This is a genomic window from Streptosporangium sp. NPDC020145 (assembly GCF_040631275.1).
GTDB lineage: Bacteria > Actinomycetota > Actinomycetes > Streptosporangiales > Streptosporangiaceae > Streptosporangium.
Map to the genome: position 1 here is coordinate 78852 of NZ_JBEXZT010000013.1, position 26256 is coordinate 105107.

The following is a 26256-nucleotide window of genomic DNA, read 5'->3' on the forward strand; positions in this document are numbered from 1 at the left end:
CCCCGCCGTACGGTCCCCGGCGAACGTCACACGGCGTCTGCGACTTTCGTAGGGGGTGTCCCGTCCGGGCGGGCTTGTAGCCTCTCACCATGATTGACCGGGCATCGAGGATCGTCGACCGGGCCGCGCCCTGGGCGCTCGGCGTGGCGGTGTTCCTGCTGTCCATGGCGGCGACGGCCGGTTCGATGGGGGTGCGCTCGGCGCTTCCCGTGCCGGTGCTCACGGCCGTGGCGGCGTGCTGCGGTGTGGCCGCGGCCTTCGCCAGGCGGTGGCTGTGGCCGCTGGCCGCGGCGGGCGCGCTGTCCTACGCGTGGCTGGTGATGTGGCCCGCCGCCGTCGCCGCCTCGTACTACGCGGGCACGCGGCTCGGCCGCCGCGGCCTGTGGCTCTACGCCGGTGGCGCGGTCGCGCTGCAGGCGCTGGGCGGGTTCGTGTCGTACCGGAGCGAGGGGTATCGGGCGCTGGTCGCGGGCACGGTCGTCAACGTGCTGATCCTGGGCGGCGCCATGGTGGGGCTGCCGCTGTTCGCCGGGCTGTGGGTGCGCGCCAGGCGGCAGGTGTTCGACGCGATGCGCGAGCAGTCCGAGCAACTGCTGCGCGAGCAGGTGCTCCGCGCCGGCCAGGCACGCGACCAGGAGCGGGCCCGCATCGCGCGGGAGATGCACGACGTGGTCGCCCACCGGGTCTCCCTGATGGTCCTGCACGCGGGCGCGCTGGAGGTCAACGCCCCGGACGCCCGTACGGCGGAGGCCGCCGCGCTGATCGGCGGAGTGGGCAGGCAGGCGCTGACGAACCTGCGGGAGGTGCTCGGCGTGCTGCGCTCATCCGATCCGGTACGCGGCCCGCAGCCCACGCTGGCCGACCTGGACCGGCTGCTCGACCAGTCGCGGGCCCTGGGCATCGTGGTCAGCCGCCACGACGAGGGCGAGGCGCGCCCGCTTGCGCCGACCGCCGAGCGCACCGCCTACCGGGTGGTCCAGGAGGCGCTGACCAACGTGCACAAGCACGCGGGCGGCGCCGAGACCGAGGTTCGCCTCCGCTACCGGGCCACCGAGCTGGAGGTCCTCGTCCGCAACCGGCCCTCCACGGCGGACGGCGGCCTGCCCGGCTCCGGATGGGGCCTGGTCGGGCTGCGTGAACGCGTCGAACTGGTCGGCGGCAGGCTGGAGGCGGGGCCGCGGGCGCAGGGCGGCTTCCAGGTGCTGGCCGGGATCCCCACGGCATGATCCGCGTACTGATCGCCGACGACGAGGCACTGGTCAGGGCCGGGCTGCGGATGATACTTGAGGCGGCGGGCGACATGGCGGTCGTCGGCGAGGCCTGTGACGGTGACGAGGCCGTGGGCGCCGCGGCCCGGCTCAGACCGCACGTCGTCCTGATGGACGTGCGCATGCCGGGCACCGACGGGCTGAGCGCCGCCGCCCGTGTGCTCGCCGCCCCCGAGGCGCCCAAGGTGATCATGCTCACCACGTTCGACCTGGACGACCACGTCCACGAGGCGCTTCGGCTGGGCGCCGTCGGCTTCCTGCTCAAGGACACCCCGCCGCGTGATCTGGCGGCCGCCGTCCGCACGGTCGCGGAGGGACAGGCCATGCTGTCCCCCACGGTCATCAAGCGGCTGATCGGCTCGTTCGTCGACAGGGCTCCCTCGCGGGCCGAGTCCGCGCGCGGGCGGCTCGCGGCGCTGACCGCCAGGGAGGAGGACGTGGTCAGGGCGGTGGCGCGCGGCCTGTCGAACGCCGAGATCGGGCGGGAGCTACGGCTGACGGAGGCGACGGTGAAGGCGCACGTCAGCCGGGTGCTGGCCAAGCTGGGCCTGGCCAACCGGGTGCAGGCGGCCATCCTCGTCCACGACGCCAGCCTCGGCTGACCGGTGCGGCACCCGAAGACGAACCCCCGGTCGCCGGCTCCGCGAGACGACCCTCGGCACCGTCCTTCCCCGTCCTGACGCGGCGTTCACCCGACGACGACGGCGGCGGGGTCGTGGCCGTGGAGCCAGGCGGTGCTCCTGTCGTAGAACAGCGGCAGGAACAGGCGCATCGCGGCGGCCTGCGCCCGGCGGGCCACGGGGCCGGCCTTCTTGGCCTCGCGGTTGTCCTTGGCGGCGCCCAGGAGCCTGGTGACGCGGGGCCTGCGGGCGGCGTCGTAGCGGGCCAGGGCCCCGGGAACGTCCGACGGGGCCCGGCCGCGCAGCGCGGCGGCCAGGACCAGGGCGTCCTCGACGGCCATGGAGGCCCCCTGGCCCGCGCCCACCGGGTGGGCGGCGTCGCCGATGAGGACGCTGCGGCCGCCGTGCCAGGTGGGGACCGGGCCGAGGGCGTGCATGAGCACGGTGGGGTGGGTGCCGACGGCGGCGGCCAGGACCGCCGAGGGGACCGGCTCGCGCCGGTACAGCGCGGCGGTCTCACGTAGCCATCCGGCTCCGGCGGCGTCGTCGAGGCGGGGCTGTCGCGGGTCGGCGATCTGGGCCGACCACCACACCGTGCCGTCGCCCGCGGCCAGGTGGATGAAGGCCCCGTTGCGGGCGAAGGTCATGTTGAAGACGCCGGGCTCGACACCCAGGCCCCGCGCGTCGGCGGAGACACCGGACACGCAGTACAGGCCGGCGTAGCGCGGGCGCGGCGCGGCCGGGTCCAGGACGCCGCGCACGAGCGACCAGATGCCGTCGGCGGCCACGAGCAGGTCGGCGCTGTCGCGGCGGCCGTCGAGGAAACCGGCGGTGACGGCCCCGGGGGCCTCGGTGACGCCGGTCAGGCGCTCCCCGGTGACGATCTCCGCGCCCGCCTCGGCGGCCGCGGCGCGCAGGGCCTCCACCAGGGCGCCGCGCATCAGGGTGACGCTGTGCAGCGGGTCGTCGCCGCGACGGCCCCGGGGGACGTCGCCGAGGAGCCTGCCCGAGGCCGACCACATGCGCTGGCGGGGCAGGGCGACACCCAGGCGCTGGACCCGGGGCAGGCAGCCGAGGGCCTCCAGGCCGCGCAGCCCGTTGGCGGCCAGGCTGATGAAGGAGCCGACGTCGCCCGCGGGGTCGGCGTAGGCCTCGTACACGGTCACCTCGGCGCCGATGTGACGCAGGGCCAGGGCGGCGGCGGAGCCCGCGACGCCCGCTCCGATCACGATGACACGCATCGTCAACCTCCGAATACTCATTCACTGAAGTTTGATTCACTGAATCTGAATTTGGTGAAAGTGTGTTCGGTAGGATGACCGCTGTCAACCCCGCCCGGAGGGGGCGGGCGGGAAGACGGCGGAGCGTGACGGTGGCGGGTGTGCGCAAGGCGAAGGCGGCCGAGACGAGGGCGGCGCTGCTTGAGGCCGCCAGGAGGCTGTTCGCCGAGCGCGGCTTCCTCAACACCAAGATCACCGACATCGCGGCGGCGGCGGGACGCTCGGCCGGCTCCTTCTACGAGCACTTCGCCGACCGGGAGGAGTTGCTCGGGGCACTGCTGGCCGAGATGGAGGACAGCGCCGACCGGGAGGTGGCGCGCGCCGGCCATCCGCGCGAGCACGACCTGACCGACCGCGACCAGCTGCGCGAGCACCTGCGGATCGCCTGGAGCGTCTTCCGCGAGCATCGGGCCGTCATGGTGGCCCTGTTCCAGTCCCGCGTCGGCGCGGGTCCCGGCGACGGTCGGGCATGGGACGACCTGACCTCCGAGACGGCTGTCTTCCGCCACCACCTGGAGTATCTGCGCGAACGCGGCCACCGGCTGCCCGGCGACCCCGAGCTGGTCGCGGCGGCGATGGGCGCCATGCTCGCCATGCTCGGATACTCGATGCTCACCCGCGCCGAGCCCGTCGGCGACGACACGGTCGTCGACACCCTCACCGACCTGCTGCTGTACGGACTGGCCGGCCCCGCCGGGACGCCCTGAGGCCGTACCCCGGGAAAAGCGGTCGCGCCGCGGCGCCCCGATCCGTTAGACAGGTCCGGTGTCCGACACCTACCCGATCCGTCCCGTCACCGGCGAGGAGTTCGAGACCTGGGCCCGGGTCGTCTCCGACACCTACGGTGAGGACCGGACCGAGGAGGACCTCGCCGTCGAACGGTCCGCGACCGAGCTGGAACGCACCCTCGCCGCCTTCGACGAGGGCCGGATCATCGGCGGCACCGCGGCCTGCACCCGTGTGCTGACCGTTCCCGGAGCCGTGCTGCCGACGGCCGGGATCACCTGGGTCGGCGTGACCCCCACCCACCGCAGGCGCGGCGTCCTGACCTGCCTGATGCGCAGGCAGCTCACCGACCTGTACGAGGGCGGCGGCGAGCCGATCGCCGCGCTGCGCCCCTCGGAGGCCCCGATCTACGGCCGGTACGGCTACGGCCCGGCCTCACGCGGAGCCCTGCTGCGCTGCGAGAAACGCTCCATGGCCTTCCTGCCGGGCACCGACTTCGGGGACGGGCGGATCCGGCTGCTGGAACGGGACGAGGCGCGGCCCCTGGTCGAGGAGGTCTACGAGCGCGTCCGCCCCGGCGCCGTCGGCTGGCCCGACCGCCCCGGCAACTGCTGGGACATACGGCTGGCGGACGGCCCGCAGGACCGGCAGGGCGCCACCGCCCTGCGTCACGCCGTGCATCGCGAAAGCGGCGGCCGGGCCGACGGATACGCCCTCTACCGGATCAAGGACGGGCACGGCGACGGCGGGCGCGCCGTACAGGTCGTGGAACTCGTCGCGGTCACCCGCCGGGCCTACGCCGCGCTGTGGCGTTTCCTGGCCGGGATCGACCTGGTGCCGTGGATCGAGTACGAGGGGGCGGCCGACGAGGCCCTGCCGTACCTGCTGGCCGACCCCCGCGCCGTGCGCGCGCACGAGGTGGACCGGCTCTGGGTGCGGCTCGTCGACGTCGCCCGGGCGCTGGCCGGACGGCGTTACGCCCTGCCGCTTGAGGTGGTGCTGGACGTGCGCGACGACTTCTGCCCGTGGAACACCGGCCGTCTGCGGCTGTGGGCCGAGACCGGGACGGCGGGCTGCGAGCGTACGGCCGCCGCCCCCGACCTGCGCCTCACTCCCGCCGAGCTGGGCGCGGCCTTCCTCGGCGGGACGACCCTGGAGACACTGGCCCGCGCCGGGCGCGTCGAAGAGCTGCGGCCCGGCGCGCTGGCCCGCGCGTCGGCGGCCTTCCGGGGCGCCGGGGAGCCGTTCTGTCCCGGGGGCCCGGCCTTTCCCGCTTTCTGAGCACCACCGTCGCGACGGCCGCGCCGCGCCGCCGTGACGTGGGTGCGGGCCGTCATGGCGGCACGGTCGATAGCTTTGCGTCACCGAACGGACGCACAGAGTGTCGGCGAGGATCGCGGCACGGGCGTCCGGACGGCCCACCGCAGGCGACCAGAAAGCGACACCCATGAACAAGCCGACCCCCTTGGGCGGCACCGCCGTCCACGAGCCGGTCCCGCTGGGCCACGACCGCCACTGCGCCGAGATCGTCGCGCAGACCGACCAGCTCAGGGCGGTCGTGGCGGGGGCGGACCTGGCGGCCGCCGTGCCCTCCTGTCCCGACTGGAACCTCGCCCAGCTGCTGCGGCACGTCGGGTACGGTCACCGCTGGGCCGAGACGATCGTGCGCACCAGGGCCACCACGCCACCTCCGGACACGGAGCTGCGTGACCTGCCCGCCGACACCGGACAGGACCCCGCGGAGATCGACGCCTGGCTCGCCGAGGGCGCGCGGCTGCTGGCCGACACCCTGCGCGAGGCCGGGCCCGACGCGCGGACATGGGTGCCCGTCGAGATGGAGACCTCGGGATTCTGGGCCCGCCGCTTCGCTCACGAGACCCTCGTGCACCGGGCCGACGCCGCCCTGGCCGCCGGGCGGGACTTCACCGCCGGGCGGGAGGTCGTCGTCGACGCCCTCGACGAGTGGATGGAACTGGCGTCCCTGCCGCAGATGCTCGACGTCAACCCCAGGCAGCGCGAACTGCTCGGCCCCGGCCGCACCATCGGCCTGCACGCCACCGACGCCGGGCCGTCGGCCGGGACGGAGTGGCTGGTCGACCTCACCGGCGACACCGTCACCTGCCGCAGGGGGCGCGGGGCGGCGGCCGTCACCCTGCACGGCCCGCTGACCGCCCTGCTGCTGGTCGTCTACCGCCGCCGCCCCGCCCGGGGCGGCGGCGTCGAGATCCTCGGCGACGAACGGCTGCTCGACTTCTGGCTGGACCGCGTCGGCTTCGGGTGAGCCGCGGGGCCCTGCGGCGCCGGCGGGCCGGAAGTCCCTCACGGTCGGGTCTTTCGGCCGCTGCGCCCACCGGGGCCGAAGCGGTCGGATGGAGGAGGGAACCGAGGAGGAGACATGACAGCACATGTAGTGGTGGGCGTGGACGGCTCGCCCGCCTCACAGGCCGCGGTCGAGTGGGCCGCCGACGACGCCGTGCGCCGCGGACGCCCGCTGCGGATCGTTCACGTGTGCGCGCCCTGGATCTACGACATCCCGCTGCAGACCCCGCCCGGATTCCGCGACTCGATGACCGAGTACTGCCAGGAGATCCTCGACACGGCGCTCGCCCAGGCCCGCTCGCACGCCCCCGGCCTGCAGATCGAGACCGTGCGCGAGCGGGGTAAGGCCGGCGAGGTCCTGCGGCGCGAGGCCGAGGACGCCGAGGAGGTCGTGGTGGGCAGCCGGGGACTCGGCGGGTTCACCGGGCTGCTGCTCGGGTCGGTCTCGCTCGCCCTGGCCGGTCACGTCGCCGCCCCGGTCGTCGTGGTCAGGAAACCCCGCAGGCACGTCCACGACGAGATCGTCGTCGGCCTCGACGGCCCCCCTGCGCCGGAGGCGGTCTTCCGGTACGCCTTCGAGGAGGCCGTGATGCGCAAGGCCGTCCTGCACGTCGTCCACACGGTCCAGACCCCCGTCCTGGGGCCGTACGCCGAGGCCTACACCTCGCTGATCGACGACGCCTTCGTCACCGAGAAACGCGTGGCCGCCGAGACGCTGGAACCGTGGCGGGAACGCTACCCGCAGGTCGAGGTCAGGCGGACGGTGGTCATCGGGCACCCGGTCGCCGTCCTGTGCGAGGCGTCGCAGACGGCCGACCTGCTCGTCGTCGGCTCACGCGGGCTGGGCAGGGTCGGCGCGGCCGTGCTGGGCTCGGTCAGCCACGGCGTGCTGCACCACGCCCGCTGCCCCGTCGCCGTCGTACGTCCCAGGGGTGAGGCATGAACGACATCACCGTCCTGACCGTCGCGCAGATCATGAGCCGCACGCTCGTCGCCGTCCCGCCGGACGAGTCGCCCCTGCTGGCCTGGGAGATCATGCGCCGCGCCGACGTCCACCACCTGCCGGTCGTCGACGACACCGGCCGCCTGTACGGCGTGCTGACCCGCGAGGACCTGGCCGCCCACTGGTCCGGTGGCCCGATGGAGCAGTCACACGTCCACGTCCGCGCCCTGGTGGCCGGGCGCCGCTGCCCGCGCACCACACTCGGCGCGAGCCTGGCCGACGCCGCCGCGGCCATGGTCGGCGCCGGGGTGAACGCGATCCCGGTCCTGAACGACTCGGCCAGGCTCGCGGGGATGGTGACCGTCACCGACGTGCTGCGGGCCGTGGCGGGACTCCTCCCCGAGCACCAGGAGCCACCGGAGCTCATGACGGGCATGTTCCGCCTGGTACCGGTGCTTCCCCGGGTCCCGGCCCGCTGACGTCTACCCGCCGGGGGTCACGGTCGCTCCGGGCAGTGACTCCTTCCTGACCTCCGGCGGGCCGACGACGGCGTTGAGGCCGCCGCCGTAGATCTGCGCGGACGCGTTGCCCTCGACGGAGGGTTTCGACGTCTGCCCCTTGACGGTGATCAGCATCCTGGTGGGGGTGCAGACCAGGATGAAGGTGCTCTCGGTGGAGACGGTCGTCGCAGGTTCAAGCGGCCCGGAGAATCCCTCCTCCCGCATCAGATCCCTGGAGGACCTGGTCATGTCGCTGCTCATGCTCCAGTCGGCTTCCATGTCCTTGCTGGAGCCGGCCAGCCCGCACTGGCCTGAGGGATGGATCCACGCGGTCAGCTTGTGGGAGCCGACCTTGATCCGCGCCAGTACCCGGTCCGCCCCCTCGGGCAGTTCCCCGTCGTCGGGCAGGCGCTTCAGCTTGGCCAGCGGCCACTGGGCCGGGTCCTTCAGCACCGGGTCCGCAACCGGTGCCGAGCACGCCCCGAGGGCCGATAACACCAAAAACCCTGCTAAAGCACGCGAAAGACGATCGATCACTGCGATTCCCCGTTCGTAATGACTCAGTCGATTTTGAGTCTAGGGATCTCGCCTGACACGCGAGCGTCACGCGCCCCGTGAGAGGTCTCCGGCGGTCACCGTGGCAATCGGATCAGCCCAGCGGGGCCGGGGCGGGGCCTCCCCGGTGGCCACCCGCGTGTCCGCTGGAGGAGCATGGTCAACGCGGGGCCGGCAGGGGAGCCCGGCGGGCGTGGATGGCCTGCGGGACGGCCAGGCAGGTTCCGGTGAGCGCGAGGGCCGCGGCCGTACGGCGCAACGGGGCCAACGGGGTCATGGAGGACAAGACAAGAGAGGCACGATTCTTCCTCGTCGTAACGGTACGGAGGTGGCCTGGCGGCCACGGTCAGAACCGTACGAGCGCACCGGCCGCCGGGACGACGACGCGGACCCCCCAACCGTTGGCAGGGTCCGCGCCACCGCCGGCGGTCGCGTTCGGGGAGCGGCAGGGAATTCGAAAAGCGGCAATGTGTTCTGCGCTTTTCCTGGAAGCGCAAAAACCGTAAGCGGCGTTAATTGCGTGGTATAATGTTAACCGGCCTTTCCTGGGTGGCTTTGAATTGCGTTTTCCCTGCTTTTGGCGCGGGAGGCGGAACACTCCGCCACGGACGTCGCCGCCCAGGCCACAGCCGCCTCCCTCCCAGGGCGATCGACGGGGTTCCCCGCGGCTCGCATTTATGGCTGAAGCGTGCGAACCTGTGGGGCGCACCCCGAGGATTCCCCGGTGCCGAACCCCGTCCCCTGGCCTTGGAGCAGTCTTGTCCTCTTCCGTGCCGGTGCAGTCAGAGCAGTCAGAGATCGAACGCGAGCAGGCCTACCTGGCCATGCTGCACTCCCAGGTCGACATCCACCGTGAGAAACTCGCGCGGGAACTGGCCGAGGTGCTGCGCGAACCGGCGGAGACGGCCCAGGCCCAGGCCGAACGCGGCGCGGCGGTCGGCCGTCTGAACCGGAGGCTGGCCGCCTTCGACGCGGCCGAGCACGGACTGTGCTTCGGCAGGCTCGACTCGGTCGACGGCGGCCGCCGCTACCTGGGCCGCATCGGGGTGCGCGGCGCCGAGGAAGACGAGGAGCCGCTCCTGATCGACTGGCGGGCGCCCGCCGCGCGCGCCTTCTACACCGCGACCGCCGCCGCCCCCCAGGGTGTACGGCTGCGCCGCCACCTGCACACCCGGGAGCGCAGGGTGGTCCGGGTCGACGACGAGCTGCTGGACGGCACCGCCCCCGCCCCGGCGGACATGGAGCTGTGCGGGGAGGCCGCGCTGCTGGCGGCGCTGCGGGCCGAACGGACCGGCCGCATGCGCGACGTCGTGGCCACCCTCCAGACCGAGCAGGACCGGATCATCCGCTCCCCGCACGCCGGGGTGATGGTCGTGCAGGGAGGCCCCGGCACCGGCAAGACCGTCGTCGCCCTGCACCGCGCCGCCTACCTGCTCTACAGCCACCCCCGGCTGGACGAGCGCGGAGCGCTGGTGGTCGGCCCGAACCCGGTGTTCCTCAGCTACATCAGCCAGGTCCTGCCCGGCCTGGGGGAGACCAGTGTGCTGCTGTCCACGGTGGGGGAGCTGTTCCCCGGCGTCACGGCCCTCGAACGGGAGGACGCCGCGGTCGCCGAGGTCAAGGGACGGCTGGTGATGGCCGAGGTGCTGGCCGCCGCCGTACGGGCACGCCAGGCGGAGGTGGGCGGGCCCGTCGAAGTGATCGTCGAGGGCGAGCCGCTGAGCCTGGAGCCGGAGCTGCTGATCGACGCGGCCGAACGGGCCCGTGCCGACGGGCTGCCGCACAACCTCGCCAGGCCCGTCTTCTGCCGGATCGTCATCGAGGAGCTGGCCCGCCGCATGGCGGGCGTGGTCGCCGGGATGGAGGAGCAGATCGAGGCCGACCTGGCGGGCCGGATCGACTCCGCCGCGCTGGAACAGGCCGTGGCCAAGGACCTGGCCGGGCTCTTCGGGCAGGACGCGCCGCCGGTCGACCGGCACGAGCGGGAGCACGCCGAGTTCGAGGAGGCGGAACGGGCCTGGCTGAAGGCGCTGCCGTACGACCCGCAGGTGCGCGCGCTGCTGGAGTGGCTGTGGCCCGCGCTGACCCCGCAGCGGCTGCTTGAGGAACTGTTCGCCGATCCCAGGGGGCTGGCCGAGGCCGCGCCGCAGCTGACGCCCGCCGAACGGGAACTGCTGCTGCGCGAACCCGGCGGCGGCTGGACCCCGGCCGACGTGCCGCTGCTCGACGAGGCGGCCGAACTGCTCGGTGAGGACCGCCGCGCCGAACGGGCCAGGCAGGCCAGGGAGCGCGCCAGGCAGATCGAGTACGCCCAGGGCGTCCTGGACATCGCGCGCGGCTCGCGCTCCGGCGAGGACGAGAACGACGACGAGGCCGAACTCCTCAGTGCCGCCGACCTGCTGGACGCCGAGTTGTTCGCCGGCCGCCATGAAGGACAGGATCTGCGCACGGTCGCCGAACGGGCCGCCGCCGACCGGACGTGGGCCTTCGGCCACGTGATCGTCGACGAGGCCCAGGAGGTCCCGCCCATGGCCTGGCGCCTGCTGGTACGGCGCTGCCCGACCCGTTCGTTCACGGTGGTCGGCGACACGGCCCAGAGCGGTCAGACGGCGGGCGCGCGCTCCTGGACGCAGGCGCTGGAGCCGTTCTTCGGGACGCGCTGGCGGCTTGAGCGGCTCACCGTCAACTACCGGACCTCGGCCGAGGTCATGTCCGCCTCGGACCGGGTGCTCACGGCGATCCATCCCGATCTCGAACCGGCGCGCGCCGTACGCGCGGGCGGCGTCCGGCCGTGGCGCGCCCGGGCCGAGGCGGCCGACCTGCCCGCCAGGCTGGCCGGCCTGGCGGCGCGGGAGGCGGCGGCGGGGACGGGGAGCGTCGCGGTGATCACGCCACGCGAGGACCTGGCACGGCTGGCCGAGGCCGTCCGCGCCGCCGTCCCCGACGCCTCCTGGGGGCGTGAGCCCGACCTGGAACGACGCGTCGTGGTGCTGACGGCCCGCCAGTCCAAGGGGCTTGAGTTCGACTCGGTGGTGCTGGCCGACCCGCAGGCCGTGCTCGACGGCTCCTCGCACGGTCTCAACGACCTGTACGTGGCGCTGACCCGCGCCACCGAACGCCTGGCCGTGCTGCACCCCGGGCCGGTTCCCCCGGTGCTTGAGCACCTGGAGGAACGCGAGCCCTGAGGCGGTGTTCACACCGCCGGTGGGGCCGTCTCGGTCAGCCGCCCCTCGGACAGGCGCAGCCAGCGGCCGACCCCGACCTCGGCCAGGAACCGTTCGTCGTGGCTGACCACCACGAACGCCCCCCGGTAGGCGTTGAGCGCCGCCTCAAGCTGACCGACGCTGACCAGGTCGAGGTTGTTGGTCGGCTCGTCAAGCAGCAGCAACTGGGGGGCCGGTTCGGCGTACAGGACGCAGGCCAGGGTGGCGCGCAGCAGCTCACCGCCGGACAGCACCCCGGCGGGCAGGTGGGCGCGGGCGCCGCGGAACAGGAAGCGGGCCAGCAGGTTCATCCGCTCGGCCTGCGGCATGCCGGGCGCGGAGGCGGCCAGGTTCTCGGCCACGGTCAGGTCCGGGTCCAGCAGGTCGAGCCGCTGGGACAGGTAGGCGATGCGGCCCTCGGCCCGCCTGACCGTGCCGCCCTCCGGCTCCAGGTCGCCGTTGAGCACACGTAGCAGGGTGGACTTTCCGGTGCCGTTGGGGCCGGTCAGGGCGATCCGCTCCGGGCCGCGGACGGTCAGGTCCAGGCCGTGGCCGGCGAACACGGGGCGCTCGCCGTAACGGACCTGCATCCGCTCGCCGAGGAAGACGGTGCGGCCCGCCGGGACGTCGGTCCCGGGCAGCTCCAGTGTGATCCTCTGCTCGTCGCGCAGGGCACGGCCCGCCTCGTCCAGGCGGGCCTTGGCGTCGCCGACCCGCGCGGCGTGCGTCTCCTGGGAGCGTGCCGCCGACTCCTGGGCGTTACGCTTCATCGTCCCGGCGAAGATCTTCGGCAGCCCGGCGCTCTTGAGGTTGCGGGCGGCGTTGCCCGCCCGGCGTTCGGCCCGCTCCCTGGCCTGCTGCATCTCCCGCTTCTCCCGCTTGACCTCCTGCTCGGCGGTGCGGATGTTCTTCTCCGCGACCTGCTGGGCGGCCCGTACGGCCTCCTCGTAGGCGGTGAAGTCGCCGCCGTAGAAGCGGATCTCGCCCCGGTCGAGTTCGGCGATGCGGTCCATGCGGTCCAGCAGCGCCCGGTCGTGGCTGACCAGCAGCAGGCAGCCGTTCCAGTTCTCGATCACGCCGTAGAGCCGGTGGCGCGTGTCGAGGTCGAGGTTGTTGGTCGGCTCGTCCAGCAGCAGGACGTCCGGCTGCCTGAGCAGCTGCGCCGCCAGGCCCAGGGAGACGATCTGGCCGCCGCTGAGGGTGCCCAGGCGCCGGGTGAAGGGGATGTCGCCGAGACCGAGCCGGTCGAGCTGGGCGCGGGTACGTTCCTCGATGTCCCAGTCGTTGCCGACGGTGGTGAAGTGCTCCTCGCTCGTGTCGCCGGACTCGATGGCGTCCAGCGCCCTGATCACCGGGGCGATGCCCAGGACCTCGGCCACGGTAAGGCCGCCGGTCAGGGGCAGGTTCTGCGGGAGGCAGCCGAGCACGCCCTCGACGGACACGCTGCCGCGGGCCGGCCGGTGCTCACCCGCGACGAGCTTGAGCAGCGTGCTCTTGCCCGCGCCGTTGGGCGCGACGAGTCCCGTACGGCCGCCGCCCACGGTGAAGGACAGGTCCTCGAAGAGCGGGGTGTCGTCGGGCCAGGAGAAGGAGACGTTGGAAAAGACGATGAACGACGCGTCGGACATGACGAAGACCTCAAATGTGCGCAGGGCGTGCCGTGCCGCCCTGTGGCGGGAGAAAAGGGGAACGAAGGAAACGACGGCACGACCACGGCGGCGCATCACGCGCTCCTGCTCGCGGCCTGCCATCCCGGGTATCACCCGGAGATGTCGTCGTCCCCTGCCATGTCCACTCTTTCGGTCTTTGTCACGGAATTCGCGAAACCTCGCGTCCGGCCATGGTAGCCGGGCTTCCCCGGGGACGCGAACGGTTAACGCGTCCCCGGGCGTACGGGAGGCGCCTCAGCGGTGTGGATGCCCGGCGTCGTCTCCCGGGCCGTGCGCCAGGTCACGCGCCGGGCTGTGCGGCAGGCCGGACTCCTCGGCGGGTTCCGGCCGTACCCGCGCGAGGGCCCGGCCGGCCAGTTCGGCCAGATGGCCGACCCGGTAGTACAGCCGGGGCGGGACGTACGGGAGCAGCGCGGACTGCCGCTGGCACAGCAGCGTGAACGCCTGCTCCGGGGGCAGGCCGATGTAGCGCGGCAGGTTCTCGTACCACCGGGCGCTGCGGCGGGCCGTGCGCTGGGCGGGGAGGATCACGGCCTTGCGCTCACGTTCGTAGCGGACCAGGGCGGGCTGCAGCGGCAACCCGCTGTGCAACGCCCTGACCAGGAAGGCGGCGTCCCCCAGCGCCAGGGCGGTGCCCGCGCCGATGGAGTAGTGCGTGGTGTGCGCGGCGTCCCCGACCAGGACGAGGTTGCCGCGCTGCCACCTCCTGTTGGTCAGGGTGCGGAAGTTCAGCCAGTGCGCGGTGCCGCCTGGCTGGGAGCGGCCGACCAGCGGGTGCCCGTCCAGGGTGTCGGCGAACAGCTTCTCCAGTACGGCGAGACTGTCGGCCTCGTTCGTCTGGTCGAGGCCGAGCCCCCGCCAGGTCTCGGGGGAGCACTCCACGACGCAGGTGCTGTGGCCGCGGTCGAACCGGTAGCCGTAGCACCAGATCCAGCCGTGCGCGGTCTCCACGAAGGCGAAGACGAAGGTCTCGAAGACCTTGGTCGTGCCGAGCCACATGTAGACGTTGCGTCCCGTCTCGACCTTGGTGCCGAAGTGGTCGGCGTGGCGTTCACGCATCACGCTGTTGACGCCGTCGCCCGCCACGACCAGGTCGGCGCCGGCGACCTCCTCCTCGGCGGCGATCTCCCGTTCGAACTCGACGTGGACGCCGAGGGAGCAGGCGCGTTCGGTGAGGATGTCGAGCATCCGCTGCCTGCCGATGCCGTAGCCGTTGGTCCCGGGCTGCGACGCCACCGTCGTGTGGCCGTCGAAGTACGCGACCTCGGTGTCCCAGCGGACGGAGTTCTCGCCGATGACGCGCGCCGACTCGGGGTCCACGTTGTGCAGGTCGCCGAAGAGCTCGTCCAGGTAGGTCACGCCCCAGCCGTGCGTCGAACCGGCGGGGTTGCGCTCGTAGATGGTGATGTCGTGAGACGGGTCAACCAGCTTCATCAGAATCGAGAAGTACAGGCTGGCGGGTCCACCGCCGACGCAGGCGACCTTCACATGGACTCCCGTTGCACCGCAAGGTAATCAGATCGTGACAGAGAGTAACATGTGCGGTGTGTGGGGCGGCCATCCCATCCGGCCGAGTCCCGGTCATGAGATGGCCAATTATCGGGAAGATCCCAAACCGGTCATGCCGGCGGCGCCGTACCAGGCGGCCGGTGGCCTGGCGGACGGGGGACGACGGCCACGGGCCCGCGGGCGTGGCCGAGCAGGGAGTGGACGGTCGAGCCGAGGAGCGCGGCCCGCCCCGGGGCACCCACGACGACCAGCTCCGCGGTGGCCGAGGCCTCGGCGAGCACTCCGGCCGGGTGCCCGTGCACCACCTGTTCGACGAGGGGGACGTCGGGGAACCTCTCCCGCCAGCCCGCCAGCGACTCGGCCAGCAGCCGTTCCTCCTCGCGGCCGACGCCCTCGACGTCGTAGACCAGCGGCTGCATGTCGCCGGGGAACGCGGCCACCGGGTGGGTCCAGGCGTGTACGGCCCGCAGCGGCAGGCGGCGCAGCAGCGCCTCCTCGAAGGCGAAGCGCAGGATGTGCTCCTGCCCGGGTTCCCCGGTCGCGCCGACGACGACCTCCCCGCCGCCCTCCTCGCGCGGGCGCACGACCACCAGCGGGCAGGGGCAGCGGACGGCGAGGTCACGGCTGACCGAGCCGAGCAGCAGCCCGGTGAACCCGCCGCGTCCCCGGCCGCCGACCACGACGAGCTGCGCGGTCCCGGCGGCGGCGGCGATCGCCTCCGCGGCGGCGCCGTCGAGGACCTCGGTGGTGATCTCGGTGGAGGGGGCCTCGGCGCGCGCCCGTTCGGCGGCCCGGGCGAGCAGTTCACGGCAGGCGGCCTGCGACGCGGGCCCCCAGTGCGCGGGCTGCGGGACGAGCGGGACGTCGTAGGCCCAGCGCAGGGTGACGTGCACCAGGCGCAACGGCGCCCGCCGCAACGCGGCCGCCGTGGCCGCCCAGGCCGTCGCGTCGAGAGAGGCCTCGGAACCGTCGACGCCGGCGACGACGGGCTCTGTCATGGTCATTACCTTGCTCCGTCCGTGCCACGCTCGCGTGTTCCCCTTCCTAGATGCTCCCCGGTCCTCCGACCTGCGGGGTAGGGGCGAACGTCCCACGGGAACCGGCGGCGGGGGCCGGGAGCCGGGCAAGCAGGCGGAAGGTCCCGGCGGGGTGGGACTTTCCGCCCTGCCGCTTCCCACGGTCCTGCGCCGACCATGAAGAGGGAGGTGACCACGATGGCCGGAGACCACGATGTCGTCGTCGGCACCGGCCTCTCCGGGACGGACGGGGCGCTCCCGCGGCACGGCGCCGAGCCCTGTCGCGGTCGTCCCGGCCCTGGTGAGGCCGGGGAGGCCGGGGAAGGAACACACGTGCCCGGCCGTTCCCTGGGTACGGGGGAGCATGGCAGGAAGGGGAGACAGGTCATGACGGTGCGGGTGATGGACGTCATGGGGCTGGTGGCCATCGCGGTCCGCCCCGAGGCGACGTTCGCCGAGCTGGTCGCGACGATGCGCCGCTTCAAGGTGGGGGCCGTCGCGGTGATCGACGCCGAGGGGCGCCCCGTCGGGGTGGTGTCCGAGGCCGATCTGCTGCTGAAGGAGATCGCCGCCCAGAGCGGGCCGCCGAGCGGGGAGGACGTTCGCGAGAAGCCGGGCAGGACCGCAGGGGAGCTCATGAGCAGGCCCGCGCTGACCGTCACCCGCCAGACCCCGGTGCGGGAGGCGGCCCGGCTGATGCACGCCAACCGGATCAAGCAGCTGCCGGTGGTCGACGCCGCCAGCGGGAAGATCGCCGGGACCGTGCACCAGGCCGACCTGCTGAAGGTCTTCACCAGGCCCGCCGCCGACATCCTGACGGAGATGGCCGACGCCGTCGCCGATCTGGGGCTGAACACGGGCGGCCTGACGATCACGATCGAGGGGTCCGTGGTCCGCGTCGAGGGACGTGTGGCCAGACGCTCGCAGATCGCCGCGCTCGTGGAGGCGGGCCGCAGGATCGAGGGGGTCGTCGACGTCGAGGCCGACATCGCCTACGACCGCGACGACGTGCTGAGCGCCTCCTCGGCCCGCCTCTGAGCGGCACCCGGGGCGGACCGGCCCGCACGAAGGGGGAAGAGCATGCCCGAACCCACCGCACCCGTCGTCGTCGCGACCGACGGCTCACCGTCGGCCACGGCCGCCGTGCGATGGGCCGCCGCCGACGCGGCCCGCAGGGCGCTGCCCGTGCTGATCGTGCACGTCGTCGAACGCTGGCCGTACGGGATCTCGGCGTTTCCCCCGCAGGGGTGGCAGGACGCGATGGCCGAGGCCGGTGACCGGGTGCTCACCGAGGCGGCGCAGGCCGCGACGGAACGCACGCCGGGCATCGACGTGACCACCGAGCTGGCCGGGGGAACGCCCGCCGACGTCCTGCGTGAGCGGGCCGCCACCGCGACCGAGCTCGTCATCGGCGGCCGGGGGACGGGCGGTTTCGCCGGCGCGCTGCTCGGCTCGACGGTCCTGCGGCTGGCCGGGCACGTCAGGGGCGCCGTCGTGGTCGTCAGGGCCGGGCAGGACGGCCCCGGCGAGGAGGTCGTCGTCGGCGTCGACGGCTCGACCGACGGCGCGGCGGCCCTCGGCTTCGCCTTCGAGCAGGCCCGGCTGCGCGGCGCCGTCCTGCGGGCGCTGTGCGCCTGGCACGTGCCGCTGCGCACCGTCATGCCGGACAGCGCCCACGACGTCACCGGGATCCAGCGGGAACAGCAGCGGGTGGTCTCGGAACGGCTGGCCCCGTGGCGGGAGATGTATCCCGGGATCGAGGTCGTCGAGGAGGTGACCCACGGCCATCCGGTCTCGGCTCTGACGGACGTCTCCGGCCGGGCGGCCCTGCTGGTCGTCGGCTCCCGGGGACTGGGCGCGGTCGGCTCGGTTGTGCTGGGGTCCGTCAGCCGGGACGTGCTCCAGCACGCCCGCTGCCCGGTCGCCGTGGTCCGCCCCTGAGGCCGTCGCCTCCCCACGTGCCCACCCGCCGAAGGCCCGGCCGGGTCCAAAGTCCCGGGACGGACGGGTCCGCCGCCTCTGGGGGGTCCCGTTCCCCCGGCAGAGACTTGACCTGAGGCAGGAATCCGCACGCCCATGAGGAGGACGAGATGACAGACTTCCCGGCCAGGGGTACCCGTGACGTCGTCGTCGCGGCCGACGGCTCGGCGGGGGCGAAGGACGCGGTCGCATGGGCCGCCGACGACGCCTTCCGCAGGCACGTGCCGCTGCGGATCGTGCACGTCGTGGAACGCGGCCCCTATGACATCCCCCGTTTCTCCACCCTCGAATGGCCGGGACCCCTGGTCCTGAGCGGCAGGAAGATCCTGGAGGAGGCAGAACGGGAGGCGCGCGAACGCCAGCCGTCGGTGGAGGTGGGCACCGAGCTGATCGAGGGTGACCTCGTCCGGTCCCTGACGGAACAGGCCGCGGGCGCGGTGGAGATCGTGCTCGGCAGCAGGGGGCTCGGCGGTTTCACCGGGGCACTGCTCGGTTCGGTGAGCACCCGGGTGGCCGTGCACGCCCACGGCCCGGTGGTCGTCGTCCACCCCGGCGGTGGGGCGCGCCGCGAGGTCGTCGTCGGCGTCGACGACGATCCGCACTGCGAGCCCGCGCTGGCCTTCGCCTTCGAGCAGGCCGCGCTGCGCGGCGGCCCGCTGCGCGCCGTACACGCCTGGCAGCTTCCGGTGCACGCCTTCGCGCCGGAGATCGTCTACGACATGGACGAGATCCGCCGCGCGCAGTTCCGGGTCGTCAAGGACCGGGTCGGCGCCTGGCAGGAGAAGTTCCCCGAGGTGACCGTGCTGGAGGACGTCCAGAGCGCCCACCCCGTCGACGCCCTCGTCGACGCCTCGGCCACGGCGGACCTGGTCGTGGTCGGCTCGCACGGCAGGAGGGCCGTCGCCGCCGCGCTGCTGGGATCGGTCAGCAGGGGAGTGCTGCACCACGCGCGCTGCCCGGTCGCGGTCGTCCGTTCCTGAACCCCGAAGACCCATCCGCACGTGTGAGGAGAGACCATTGATCCTGGTGGGAGTCGACGGGTCACGATCCGCGCTCGAAGCCGTGAGCTGGGCCGTACGGGAGGCCGGGCTGCGCCGTACCGGCCTGCGGGTCGTGCACGTCATGCCCTCCTGGCCCCTGGAGGCGGGTGAGGGCACCCCGCACGCCGAGGTCGGCCGGTGGATGCGCGAGGGCGCCGAGTCCACGCTGGAAGATGCGCTCGGCCGGATCCGCGAGGCGGGCGGCGACGTGGAGGTGACGTCGGAGCTGCTGCCCGGTGGCGACCCCAGACGGGCCCTGATCGAGGCGGCGGCGGACGCCGGGCTGCTGGTCGTCGGCAGCCACGGGCTCGGCGGATTCGAGGGCATGCTGCTGGGCTCGGTCGCGCTGGGGGTCGCCGGGCACGCGCCCTGCCCCGTGGCCGTCGTACGGCGTGCGCCCGTCCAGCCGCGCGGACGGGTGGTCGTCGGCGTCGACGGCTCCCCGGCGGGGGCGGACGCCGTGGCCTTCGCCTTCGCCGAGGCCGAGGCCAGGGGCGCGGAGCTGCACGCGGTGCACGCCTGGAGCCGGCCCATCGTGGGCTGCGGGCCGTTCGCGCTCGCCGACGCCGAGGAGGCGGCCCAGCGGGAACGGCGCGCGCTGGCCGAGGCCCTGGCGGGCCAGGGCGAACGTCACCCGGATGTCAAGGTCGTCGAGTGGCTGGAGTACGGCCATCCGGTCGAGGCGCTGCGGGAGGCGTCACTGGAGGCCGACCTGCTGGTGGTCGGATCACGCGGACGCGGCGACCTGAAGGGGTTGCTGCTCGGCTCGGTGAGCCACTCGCTGCTGCACCACGCCGCCTGCCCGGTGGTCGTGACCCCCTTCCCGGGAAGGGCTCCCGGAAGGGACGGAGATCGCGAGTCCGCCCCACGTGCGGCTTCGCACAGGACGTGAGAACCCTCGCAGGGGGATATGCCATGGGTACACGAAGCACTCCCGCCCGCCGGGTGGCCCTCGTGGCCGCAGCCCTGGGCGCCGGGACCGTCCTGACGGCCTGCGCCCCCGGTGTCGTCCTCACCGCGGGGCCGCCTGCGGGCGCGCCCGCCCTCGTGTTCACCGATGTCCTTGAGGAGCACAACGCCCAGGACGTGTTCTTCGCCCAGCGGATGATCCAGCACCACCGGCAGACGCTGATCATGACCGAGATGGCCGCGGCACGCGCGGCGGACCCCGAGGTCAGGGCGACGGCCGAACGGATCGGACGGGCCCAGAAGGCCGAGATCGACCAGCTGACCGCCTGGCTGAAAGGCTGGGGGGACCAGGTCCCGCCCCCCGATCCGTGCATGAGCCCGGGCAACGGCGACGTGAGGTGCCGTGGAGACGAGGACGTCGGACCCGGAGCGGACCGGGGACCGTACGTGATGGACCCCTCCGACCTGGAGGCGCTGAGCAGGACGTCCGGGGCGGACTTCGACCGGATGTTCCTGAACCTGATGATCCGCCACCACAGCGATGAGATCGCCCTGGCCGGGATCGAGCAGCGGGACGGGTTGTCGCCGAAGGCCAAGGCCCTGGCCTCCTCGATCACCACGGCCAGAACCGCCGAGATCGTCCACATGCGGTCGATGCTCGTGCGGTTCTGAACGGGTTCTCCGGCTCCGCCACGCCGTTGTGGAGGAGCCGCCCGGGCGGTCTGGGGATGAGTCCGCCCGGGCTCGAAGGGCGCGCCCCCGCCGAGGGCGCACCCCCGATGCTCCGTGCCGGCCGGGGCCGGCACGGTCTCACGGTCCCGGAGGGCCGTCAGACGGGCAGCACCCGCAGGGCGGGGTAGTTGACCGAGTTCAGGTACAGCTTGTCGGTGCCGTGTTCCTTCTCCAGCTCCAGGACGAACCGGTAGCGGTAGAGCCCCGGCTTGGCGTCGCTCATCACCGCCCCGGCCCAGTAGTAGTAGACGGCGGTGTACTCGTCGCGCATCCGGTCGGGACCGCCGTAGACCTTCAGCTCGGTCATGATCCGGCGTTCGGCGACGTCGTCCTCGTCACCCTTCTCGACGTCGAGGAAGACCAGGTTGTTGATCTTTGGCATCGGGGGCCAGGTGCCGTCGGGACGGCGGTGCATGTCGATCGGGCGGATGATCCAGTTGATCACCTGGCCCTGCTTGCAGATGGTCTCCAGGTGGTCACCACCCTGGCCGACGCCGCCGACGCTGTTGTCCATCATGTAGAGGCAGCCGTCCAGGGACTTCGTCGCGGCGGCCCTCTCCATGTCGACGAGGGTCACCACGTTCAGCTGGACGGAGTTGAGCTGGCCGCGGTCGGCGAAGTCCGTGGCCGCGTACGCCTGGGTCATCGGCCTTACCTTCCCTCTGGGGCGGGACCGGCCAGGACGGGCCTGGCGGTCGGAGTGAACGGCGTGCTGACGGTGCCGAGCAGGAAGGAGAGCCGGTAGGGGACCGGTTCGGTGATGTCCTGCTTGACCTCGGCGGTCCAGAACACGATGTCGGTTCCGGGGTACACCTTCCGCACGGGCTCGACGATCCGCGGGTCGATCTCGATGTCGGTGAGGGACACGTAGGTCTCGCACTCAAGCGGGAGCACGTTCCACAACAGGGTGTCACCCTTGTGCACCAGGCTGCGCAGCCCGGGGGTGCCGAACCCGGTCGACCCGGCGGCCCTGTTGGTGTCGTAGAGGTAGAGGTTGTCGTCCAGGTTCTCCGACGCGAGCGCGGCCACGGGGTCGACCACCGCGGTGATCGTCACGGGCCGGGCGGGCCGGCGCTGGGACTGTCTGGTTCTCGGGGGCATGCGGCTCCTCCGTTTCGAAGACGTTCCGGCTCGGTCCGGGTCAGCCGGCGGCCGGGACGGGCGGCAGCGGAAGCACGCCCAGTCCGGCGCCGGTGAACCCGTTGCGCTTCGGATCGCTGATGATCTTCAGGCTTGACGTGCAGGTCAGGTCGACGGACTCCCAGACCAGCTCGTCGTTGCGCTCGACCAGCTCGTGCAGCTGGACGTGCACGGTGTACGAGTAGACGCCGGGCCTGCTCGTGTCCACGGTCGCGGCCCAGTACCAGCCGTCGTAGACCATGTCGGGCGAGCCGTACTGGGCCGGGTAGATGATCTTCTCGGTGACGGCCGGGCCGGTGATGTCGGTGATCACCGGGGCCGGGTAGTTGTAGGCGTCGGCGCCGCTGGTGGTCTTGCCGGTGACGTCCAGCAGCTTGGCCGCGGTGAGCCCGCGCCCGCTTTGCCGGCCTGCCCGCTTGCCGACCCGCTGCTGCAGCCGCTTGAGGTCGGCCTCGCTCACGCCGCCCTCGCCGCTGAGCGCGGCGAGCTCCTCCAGCGTGCGCCGGTCGTCGGCGCGCTCCTGCTCGGCCAGGTAGTTGCGCGGCACCGTCGGGGGGATCGCCCCCAGCGCCGCGGGCAGCCAGTTCAGCACCTGCTCGGTCGCCTGCGACCCGTCGAGGAAGTAGGTGCCGGGCACGATCGTTTCAAGCTGTTCGGTTCCCACTCCGGTGGAACCGATGAACTTCATGTTGTCGAACCAGTACGTGTTCCCGTCGAGCGAGCGCGTCTTCAGCGCGTTCTCGACATCGAAGAGCACGATGATCCCGTGTTGCTGGGCCATGAGACCGCCTTTCGCGGAACAGGGTTCACACGCGCAGCAGCGCGGGTGAGTCGACGTACAGCACGCTGTTGGGTCCTTCGTGGAGCTTGAGGGAGAGCCGGTACCGGTAGGGCACACCGGGCACCATGTCGTAGGGCACGACGCCCTCCCACACCAGCAGGTCGTGGTTGTCGTGCCCGTTGGAGGCCGTGGCGTCGACGCCCAGGGCGGGCACGACGGCGGACTCCACCGGGTACGGCTGCGCGGCCTGACCGGTCGTTTCGTCCGGGAGCGGGGCGACCGCGCCGGACAGGAACTCGATGGACTGGATCTCGACCGGGGTCTGCACGTCCACGTGGATGGGCGTCCAGTGGACGACCTGTCCCGGGACCACCGCCGTGACGAGGTCGGGAGTCCCCTGGTGCTGACTCCCGGCCGTACTGTCGTCGACCAGCGAGAGATTGCCGTTGTGCAGCGTCCGGTCGGACAACGCCCCGACGGCGTCGACCATCACGACGATGTTGACCTTTTCCTTCATCTGTCCTCCCGTGTCGGGTGTCATTCGGGCACCTGGACGGCCAGGCGCTCAGCCCCGGTCTCTGACCAGGGGCGTCTTGCCGACGGTGGTCCGTTCGATCTGCGGCGACGCGGGCGGTACGAACGCCAGGCGGAAGCCGTAGCCGGTCTGCTCGATGGCAGCCGCGTTGGCCTCCCGGTCGTTGAAGAGCGACAGGGAGGCGGGCAGCGCCTGGAGGAACAGCCGCCGCGTCCCGCTCGCGCCCAGCGCCCGCTCGACGGCCGCGGTCGTACCGTCGGGGTCGTCCACCGCCGCGAGCAGGGTGAGGGTCCGGTCCTCACGGTGGTTGTGGAACTGGAGCTCGTGCGCGATCAGGTCCAGGTCGACGCCGGTCGCCGAGCGCAGCCGCGTGCGCAGGGCCGCGTAGGCCAGCGTCGCCGAGTACTGGCTGTCGTTGAGGTGCAGCACGTCGGCGGTGCGTCCGGCGAACTCGAACCTCTCGGTGCGCAGCCCGGGGCCGTCCAGGGCGGGTCGGCGGATCATCCGGTCCCCGAGCTTGAGACGCAGCAGCGGCGCCTCGTCGGCGTGCAGCCGGGTGACGACCAGCTCGCCCTCCTCGCCCTCGGCGACGGCGCGGCCGTGCTCGTCCACGATCTCCACCAGGTGCAGCCCGGGTACGGCGGACAGCGCGGGCGAGGTGTGGTCGAGCTGGAGCCCGATGCACTCGGCCTGGGTCGCGGCGAAGTAGCTGAGGATCGACACGTTGGGGAAGAACGCCTGCAGCTCGTCACGCTTGCGCTGCGGCAGGGAGCCGCTGCCGTACATGGCGACCCGGAAGTCGGCCCTGGCCTGCGGGGACAGGCCCGCGCCCAGTTCGGGCAGGAGCGCGATGCCGGCGGTGATGCCCATCAGGGCCTTGTGGCCGGGGTAGGAGAACATGTGCTCCAGCACCGGCGCGCTGACCGGTCCCGCGCCGATGTAGTTGACCCCGGGGACGCTCGCCAGGACGCCGCCGACCATGGTCCCGCTGCTCCACATCTGGTAGTCGGCCAGGGTGGTGAACAGCCAGCGCGGCGCGGGACCGCGCAGGTAGCGGTTGAGCTGGTAGGCGCCCATGAACGCCCCGGAGATGCGGTAGGTGTCGCGCAGCTCCCGCAGGGAGTACACGATCTCCAGGGGCGTGCCGTCGCCGGTGCCGCCGCTGGCCACGACCTCGAACCCGCCCCGGTCGAGCGGCACGACCATCCCGGCCCGCGGGCCCATGAACATGTCCCGCTGCACGATCTTGTCCGACAGGGGGATCCGCTCCCACTCGGTCATGTCGGCGGGGACGTCGCGGATGCCGAAGTAGTGCAGCCGCTCGCGCCACAGCGGGTTGAGCAGGCTGATGCCGACGAGCTGCTGCAGGCGGCGGAACACCAGGGCGTTCTGCAGGTCGAGCGGGGACTCGCAGTACGGGACGCCGGTGAGCCGCCCGCACTCGTCCAGCCTCTCCGCGAACGACGTCAGCCGGGTGACGTCGTCGACCGAGCGGGGCCGTAGCTCCTCCTCGGGGATCAGCTGTGCCGCCAGCCGCGCCGAGGCGGCGATGTCAAAATCCGTAATTGTCATGATTGACTCCCGTTCCGCTGGTCGTGCCGGGCCGTGGCGCTCGCGCGCAGCACCCGTTGCCCGATGTCCCTGATCTCGGCGATGAGCATGGCCAGGTGATCGGCGTCGATCAGGTGGTTCATCACCACCACCCGCAGCGCCGCCGTCCCCTGGATGTCGACCTTGGAGATGAAGAAGCGCCCGCCGCCCCGTATCCGGTTGCGGATCTCCAGCTGCAACCGGTGCGCGGCCGCCGGTTCCATCCCGTCCGGCAGATACCGGAAGCACAGGATGTTGGACTCCGGCTCGTGGGTCACGGCGAAGTCCGGCTCGGCGGCGATCATCCGGTGCGCCTGCCGGGTCACCTCGCACAGCCGGTCGATCTTCTGCTCGAACAGCGCCGGGCCGTAGACCGACCAGACCGTCCAGAGCGGCATGATCATCGGGCGCTTGGTGCACTCGAAGTTCTTGTCCGCGCTGTCGTAGGCGCTGTATATGTCCGGTTCCTCGTCGAAGACATAGCTGGCGCGCTGCTGGAACGCTCCGCGCGCCGCCGTACGGTCCCGGTAGAACAGCAGCGTGCACGGCGCCGGCATGAACAGCATCTTGTGGGCGTCCCAGGTCAGGGAGTCGGCCAGTTCGATGCCGCGCAGCTTGTCCCGGTGCTGTTCCGACAGCAGCAGGCTCGCCCCGTGCGCCCCGTCCACGTGGAGCCAGAGCCCGTGGCGGCGCGCCAGGGCGGCGAGGTCCTCCAGCGGGTCGAAGGCGCCGAGCGACGTGGTTCCGGCCGAGACCACCAGGCAGAACGGCCGCAGGCCGCGTCGTTTCGCCTCGTCCAGCACCGACCCCGCCAGGTCGGGGCGGATTCGTCCCGCCTGGTCGACCGGCAGCCGGATGATCTGTCCTTCACCGATGCCCAGCACCCCGGCCGCCCGGGTCACGCTGTAGTGGGCCTCCTCGCTGATCGCGATGGCCGGCAGGCCCGGCGCGCCACCGGCGCCGCGCGTCCAGATCTGCGGGAAGGCGTGGTTGCGGGCGGCCAGCAGCGCGGTCAGGTTGGCCAGGGAGCCCCCCGACGTCGTCACCATGGCGAACCGGTCGCGGTCCCAGCCGATGAACCGGTTGAGCTCCTCGGCCATGAGCCGCTCGGCGACGTTGGGGAGCTGCCCGGCCTCGTAGAAGGAGGAGGGCTGGTTGACCACCGAGCCGACCAGGTCAATGAGACCGGCCAGCGGCACCACGCCGGAGAACTGCCGCCCCATGTAGCCGGGGGAGTGGACCGGGATCCCAGTCTCGGTGTACAGGTCGACGATCTGCTTCACCCGGTCGGCGTCGAAGTCGGCGACGCGCTGCCGTTCGGGGGTCATCAGTCCCCGTGCGGCCTTGAGCAGCACCTCCGGGTCGATGAGGTCGAGTCCTCGGACCGACCGGTCGCCCAGATAGGCCGTCAGGCGGTCGACGATGTCCAGAGCGCCTTCGTGGAAACGTCCCGGGTCGAAGGCCGCGGTGAGGCCCGATGCGGAGTGCCAGAGGTCCTCACCGGTCGTCGGCTCGGGAAAGGAACTCTGGACATCGGAAAGTGAACTCGTCACGAATGATGCTCCAAATGATCCGGCGTCGAGAACTCTTACATCTCGATAGGAATTCGAAAATGGCGGCTCGAACTCTTCTTCGGACGCGTGGGATTCTCGCGGAAAATGCGTTTTCTACGGTGGTGCATCGAGCAGCAAAGGAACTCCGGTGCCCGAGGGCGCGCGGAGTCATTCATGTCTTCGCAGGTCCGTCCCGGGGGGTAGAACGGTCCAACGCGGAGGGAGAACCCCAATCGACGGCATGGGAGAACCCGAAAAACTTTCGCTTTCCCCTGTTTCACCCGTTCGATCGGTGCTGGTCGGTCCGGCGGTTCCGCCGGTTCTCAGGACCTGGTGAGGTCCTGTAGCCGGCGCAAAAGCAATCCGTCCCGAATTCCGTCCGCCGCA

General features: G+C 72.4%; 24 protein-coding genes. 13 read left to right on the forward strand and 11 right to left on the reverse strand.

The window, feature by feature from the left end; translation table 11 throughout:
- The first annotated feature begins 89 nt into the window (after positions 1 to 89).
- On the forward strand, positions 90 to 1226 hold the full coding sequence (locus tag ABZ463_RS23450) for a histidine kinase (RefSeq protein ID WP_362778914.1): 1137 nt from the start codon (positions 90 to 92) through the stop codon (positions 1224 to 1226).
- A complete protein-coding gene (locus ABZ463_RS23455) occupies positions 1223 to 1870 on the forward strand; it encodes a response regulator transcription factor (RefSeq protein ID WP_362778917.1) in 648 nt (215 codons plus the stop codon). Before ABZ463_RS23450 ends, ABZ463_RS23455 begins: the two co-directional genes overlap by 4 nt.
- 86 nt (positions 1871 to 1956) lie before the next feature.
- On the opposite strand, the gene ABZ463_RS23460 is transcribed toward ABZ463_RS23455, so the two are convergent.
- Positions 1957 to 3129 carry an FAD-dependent oxidoreductase gene (locus tag ABZ463_RS23460; protein ID WP_362778920.1) on the reverse strand — a complete coding sequence of 391 codons (1173 nt, stop codon included), beginning with the start codon at positions 3127 to 3129 and terminating at the stop codon, positions 1957 to 1959.
- A gap of 74 nt (positions 3130 to 3203) precedes the next feature.
- On the opposite strand from ABZ463_RS23460, the gene ABZ463_RS23465 reads away from it, so the two are divergent.
- The 5 genes from ABZ463_RS23465 to ABZ463_RS23485 all read left to right on the forward strand — a co-directional run bounded on the left by ABZ463_RS23465 (position 3204) and on the right by ABZ463_RS23485 (position 7635).
- Positions 3204 to 3875, forward strand: coding sequence for a TetR/AcrR family transcriptional regulator (locus tag ABZ463_RS23465; protein WP_352013391.1), 672 nt, complete (start codon positions 3204 to 3206; stop codon positions 3873 to 3875).
- Between the two features lie 58 nt (positions 3876 to 3933).
- Positions 3934 to 5175 carry a GNAT family N-acetyltransferase gene (locus ABZ463_RS23470; RefSeq protein WP_352013392.1) on the forward strand — a complete coding sequence of 414 codons (1242 nt, stop codon included), beginning with the start codon at positions 3934 to 3936 and terminating at the stop codon, positions 5173 to 5175.
- A 166-nt stretch (positions 5176 to 5341) separates the two neighbouring features.
- Positions 5342 to 6175, forward strand: coding sequence for a maleylpyruvate isomerase family mycothiol-dependent enzyme (locus ABZ463_RS23475; RefSeq protein ID WP_362778924.1), 834 nt, complete (start codon positions 5342 to 5344; stop codon positions 6173 to 6175).
- 114 nt (positions 6176 to 6289) lie between these two features.
- Entirely contained in the window at positions 6290 to 7156 is an 867-nt protein-coding gene (locus ABZ463_RS23480) for a universal stress protein (RefSeq protein WP_352013394.1), read from the forward strand.
- On the forward strand, positions 7153 to 7635 hold the full coding sequence (locus tag ABZ463_RS23485) for a CBS domain-containing protein (protein WP_352013395.1): 483 nt from the start codon (positions 7153 to 7155) through the stop codon (positions 7633 to 7635). Before ABZ463_RS23480 ends, ABZ463_RS23485 begins: the two co-directional genes overlap by 4 nt.
- A 3-nt stretch (positions 7636 to 7638) precedes the next feature.
- On the opposite strand, the gene ABZ463_RS23490 is transcribed toward ABZ463_RS23485, so the two are convergent.
- The gene (locus ABZ463_RS23490; protein ID WP_352013396.1) at positions 7639 to 8154 is read right to left on the reverse strand and encodes a hypothetical protein; all 516 of its coding nucleotides are present in this window, start codon (positions 8152 to 8154) and stop codon (positions 7639 to 7641) included.
- 827 nt (positions 8155 to 8981) lie between these two features.
- Between ABZ463_RS23490 and ABZ463_RS23495 the strand changes: the two genes are divergently transcribed.
- Positions 8982 to 11396 (forward strand): ATP-binding domain-containing protein, encoded by a 2415-nt coding sequence (locus ABZ463_RS23495; RefSeq protein ID WP_362778927.1) that lies wholly within the window; start codon positions 8982 to 8984, stop codon positions 11394 to 11396.
- A gap of 8 nt (positions 11397 to 11404) precedes the next feature.
- On the opposite strand, the gene ABZ463_RS23500 is transcribed toward ABZ463_RS23495, so the two are convergent.
- The 3 genes from ABZ463_RS23500 to ABZ463_RS23510 all read right to left on the reverse strand — a co-directional run bounded on the left by ABZ463_RS23500 (position 11405) and on the right by ABZ463_RS23510 (position 15591).
- Complete coding sequence (locus ABZ463_RS23500) at positions 11405 to 13042, reverse strand: ABC-F family ATP-binding cassette domain-containing protein (RefSeq protein WP_362778930.1); 1638 nt, start codon at positions 13040 to 13042, stop codon at positions 11405 to 11407.
- 276 nt (positions 13043 to 13318) lie between these two features.
- Positions 13319 to 14572, reverse strand: coding sequence for an FAD-dependent monooxygenase (locus tag ABZ463_RS23505; RefSeq protein ID WP_352013399.1), 1254 nt, complete (start codon positions 14570 to 14572; stop codon positions 13319 to 13321).
- A gap of 131 nt (positions 14573 to 14703) precedes the next feature.
- Positions 14704 to 15591 carry a universal stress protein gene (locus tag ABZ463_RS23510; protein ID WP_352013400.1) on the reverse strand — a complete coding sequence of 296 codons (888 nt, stop codon included), beginning with the start codon at positions 15589 to 15591 and terminating at the stop codon, positions 14704 to 14706.
- Positions 15592 to 15996: 405 nt separating this feature from the next.
- Between ABZ463_RS23510 and ABZ463_RS23515 the strand changes: the two genes are divergently transcribed.
- From ABZ463_RS23515 to ABZ463_RS23535, 5 genes are all read left to right on the forward strand, one after another.
- Entirely contained in the window at positions 15997 to 16647 is a 651-nt protein-coding gene (locus tag ABZ463_RS23515; protein ID WP_352013401.1) for a CBS domain-containing protein, read from the forward strand.
- A 42-nt stretch (positions 16648 to 16689) separates the two neighbouring features.
- Entirely contained in the window at positions 16690 to 17550 is an 861-nt protein-coding gene (locus tag ABZ463_RS23520; RefSeq protein ID WP_352013402.1) for a universal stress protein, read from the forward strand.
- A gap of 149 nt (positions 17551 to 17699) precedes the next feature.
- Positions 17700 to 18569 (forward strand): universal stress protein, encoded by an 870-nt coding sequence (locus ABZ463_RS23525; RefSeq protein WP_352013403.1) that lies wholly within the window; start codon positions 17700 to 17702, stop codon positions 18567 to 18569.
- Between the two features lie 46 nt (positions 18570 to 18615).
- Positions 18616 to 19521 (forward strand): universal stress protein, encoded by a 906-nt coding sequence (locus ABZ463_RS23530; protein ID WP_352013495.1) that lies wholly within the window; start codon positions 18616 to 18618, stop codon positions 19519 to 19521.
- 23 nt (positions 19522 to 19544) lie between these two features.
- Positions 19545 to 20210: a DUF305 domain-containing protein gene (locus ABZ463_RS23535; protein WP_352013404.1), complete on the forward strand. Its 666-nt coding sequence runs from the start codon at positions 19545 to 19547 to the stop codon at positions 20208 to 20210.
- A gap of 157 nt (positions 20211 to 20367) precedes the next feature.
- On the opposite strand, the gene ABZ463_RS23540 is transcribed toward ABZ463_RS23535, so the two are convergent.
- The 6 genes from ABZ463_RS23540 to ABZ463_RS23565 are packed head-to-tail and all read right to left on the reverse strand — an operon-like array spanning position 20368 to position 25869.
- Complete coding sequence (locus ABZ463_RS23540) at positions 20368 to 20916, reverse strand: hypothetical protein (RefSeq protein ID WP_352013405.1); 549 nt, start codon at positions 20914 to 20916, stop codon at positions 20368 to 20370.
- 5 nt (positions 20917 to 20921) lie between these two features.
- Positions 20922 to 21371 (reverse strand): hypothetical protein, encoded by a 450-nt coding sequence (locus tag ABZ463_RS23545; protein ID WP_362778937.1) that lies wholly within the window; start codon positions 21369 to 21371, stop codon positions 20922 to 20924.
- 40 nt (positions 21372 to 21411) lie between these two features.
- A complete protein-coding gene (locus ABZ463_RS23550; RefSeq protein ID WP_352013407.1) occupies positions 21412 to 22191 on the reverse strand; it encodes a hypothetical protein in 780 nt (259 codons plus the stop codon).
- 25 nt (positions 22192 to 22216) lie between these two features.
- Entirely contained in the window at positions 22217 to 22708 is a 492-nt protein-coding gene (locus tag ABZ463_RS23555; RefSeq protein WP_352013408.1) for a hypothetical protein, read from the reverse strand.
- A 48-nt stretch (positions 22709 to 22756) separates the two neighbouring features.
- Positions 22757 to 24298 (reverse strand): hypothetical protein, encoded by a 1542-nt coding sequence (locus ABZ463_RS23560; protein ID WP_352013409.1) that lies wholly within the window; start codon positions 24296 to 24298, stop codon positions 22757 to 22759.
- A complete protein-coding gene (locus ABZ463_RS23565) occupies positions 24295 to 25869 on the reverse strand; it encodes a pyridoxal-dependent decarboxylase (RefSeq protein ID WP_362778941.1) in 1575 nt (524 codons plus the stop codon). Before ABZ463_RS23565 ends, ABZ463_RS23560 begins: the two co-directional genes overlap by 4 nt.
- Positions 25870 to 26256: the final 387 nt, after the last annotated feature.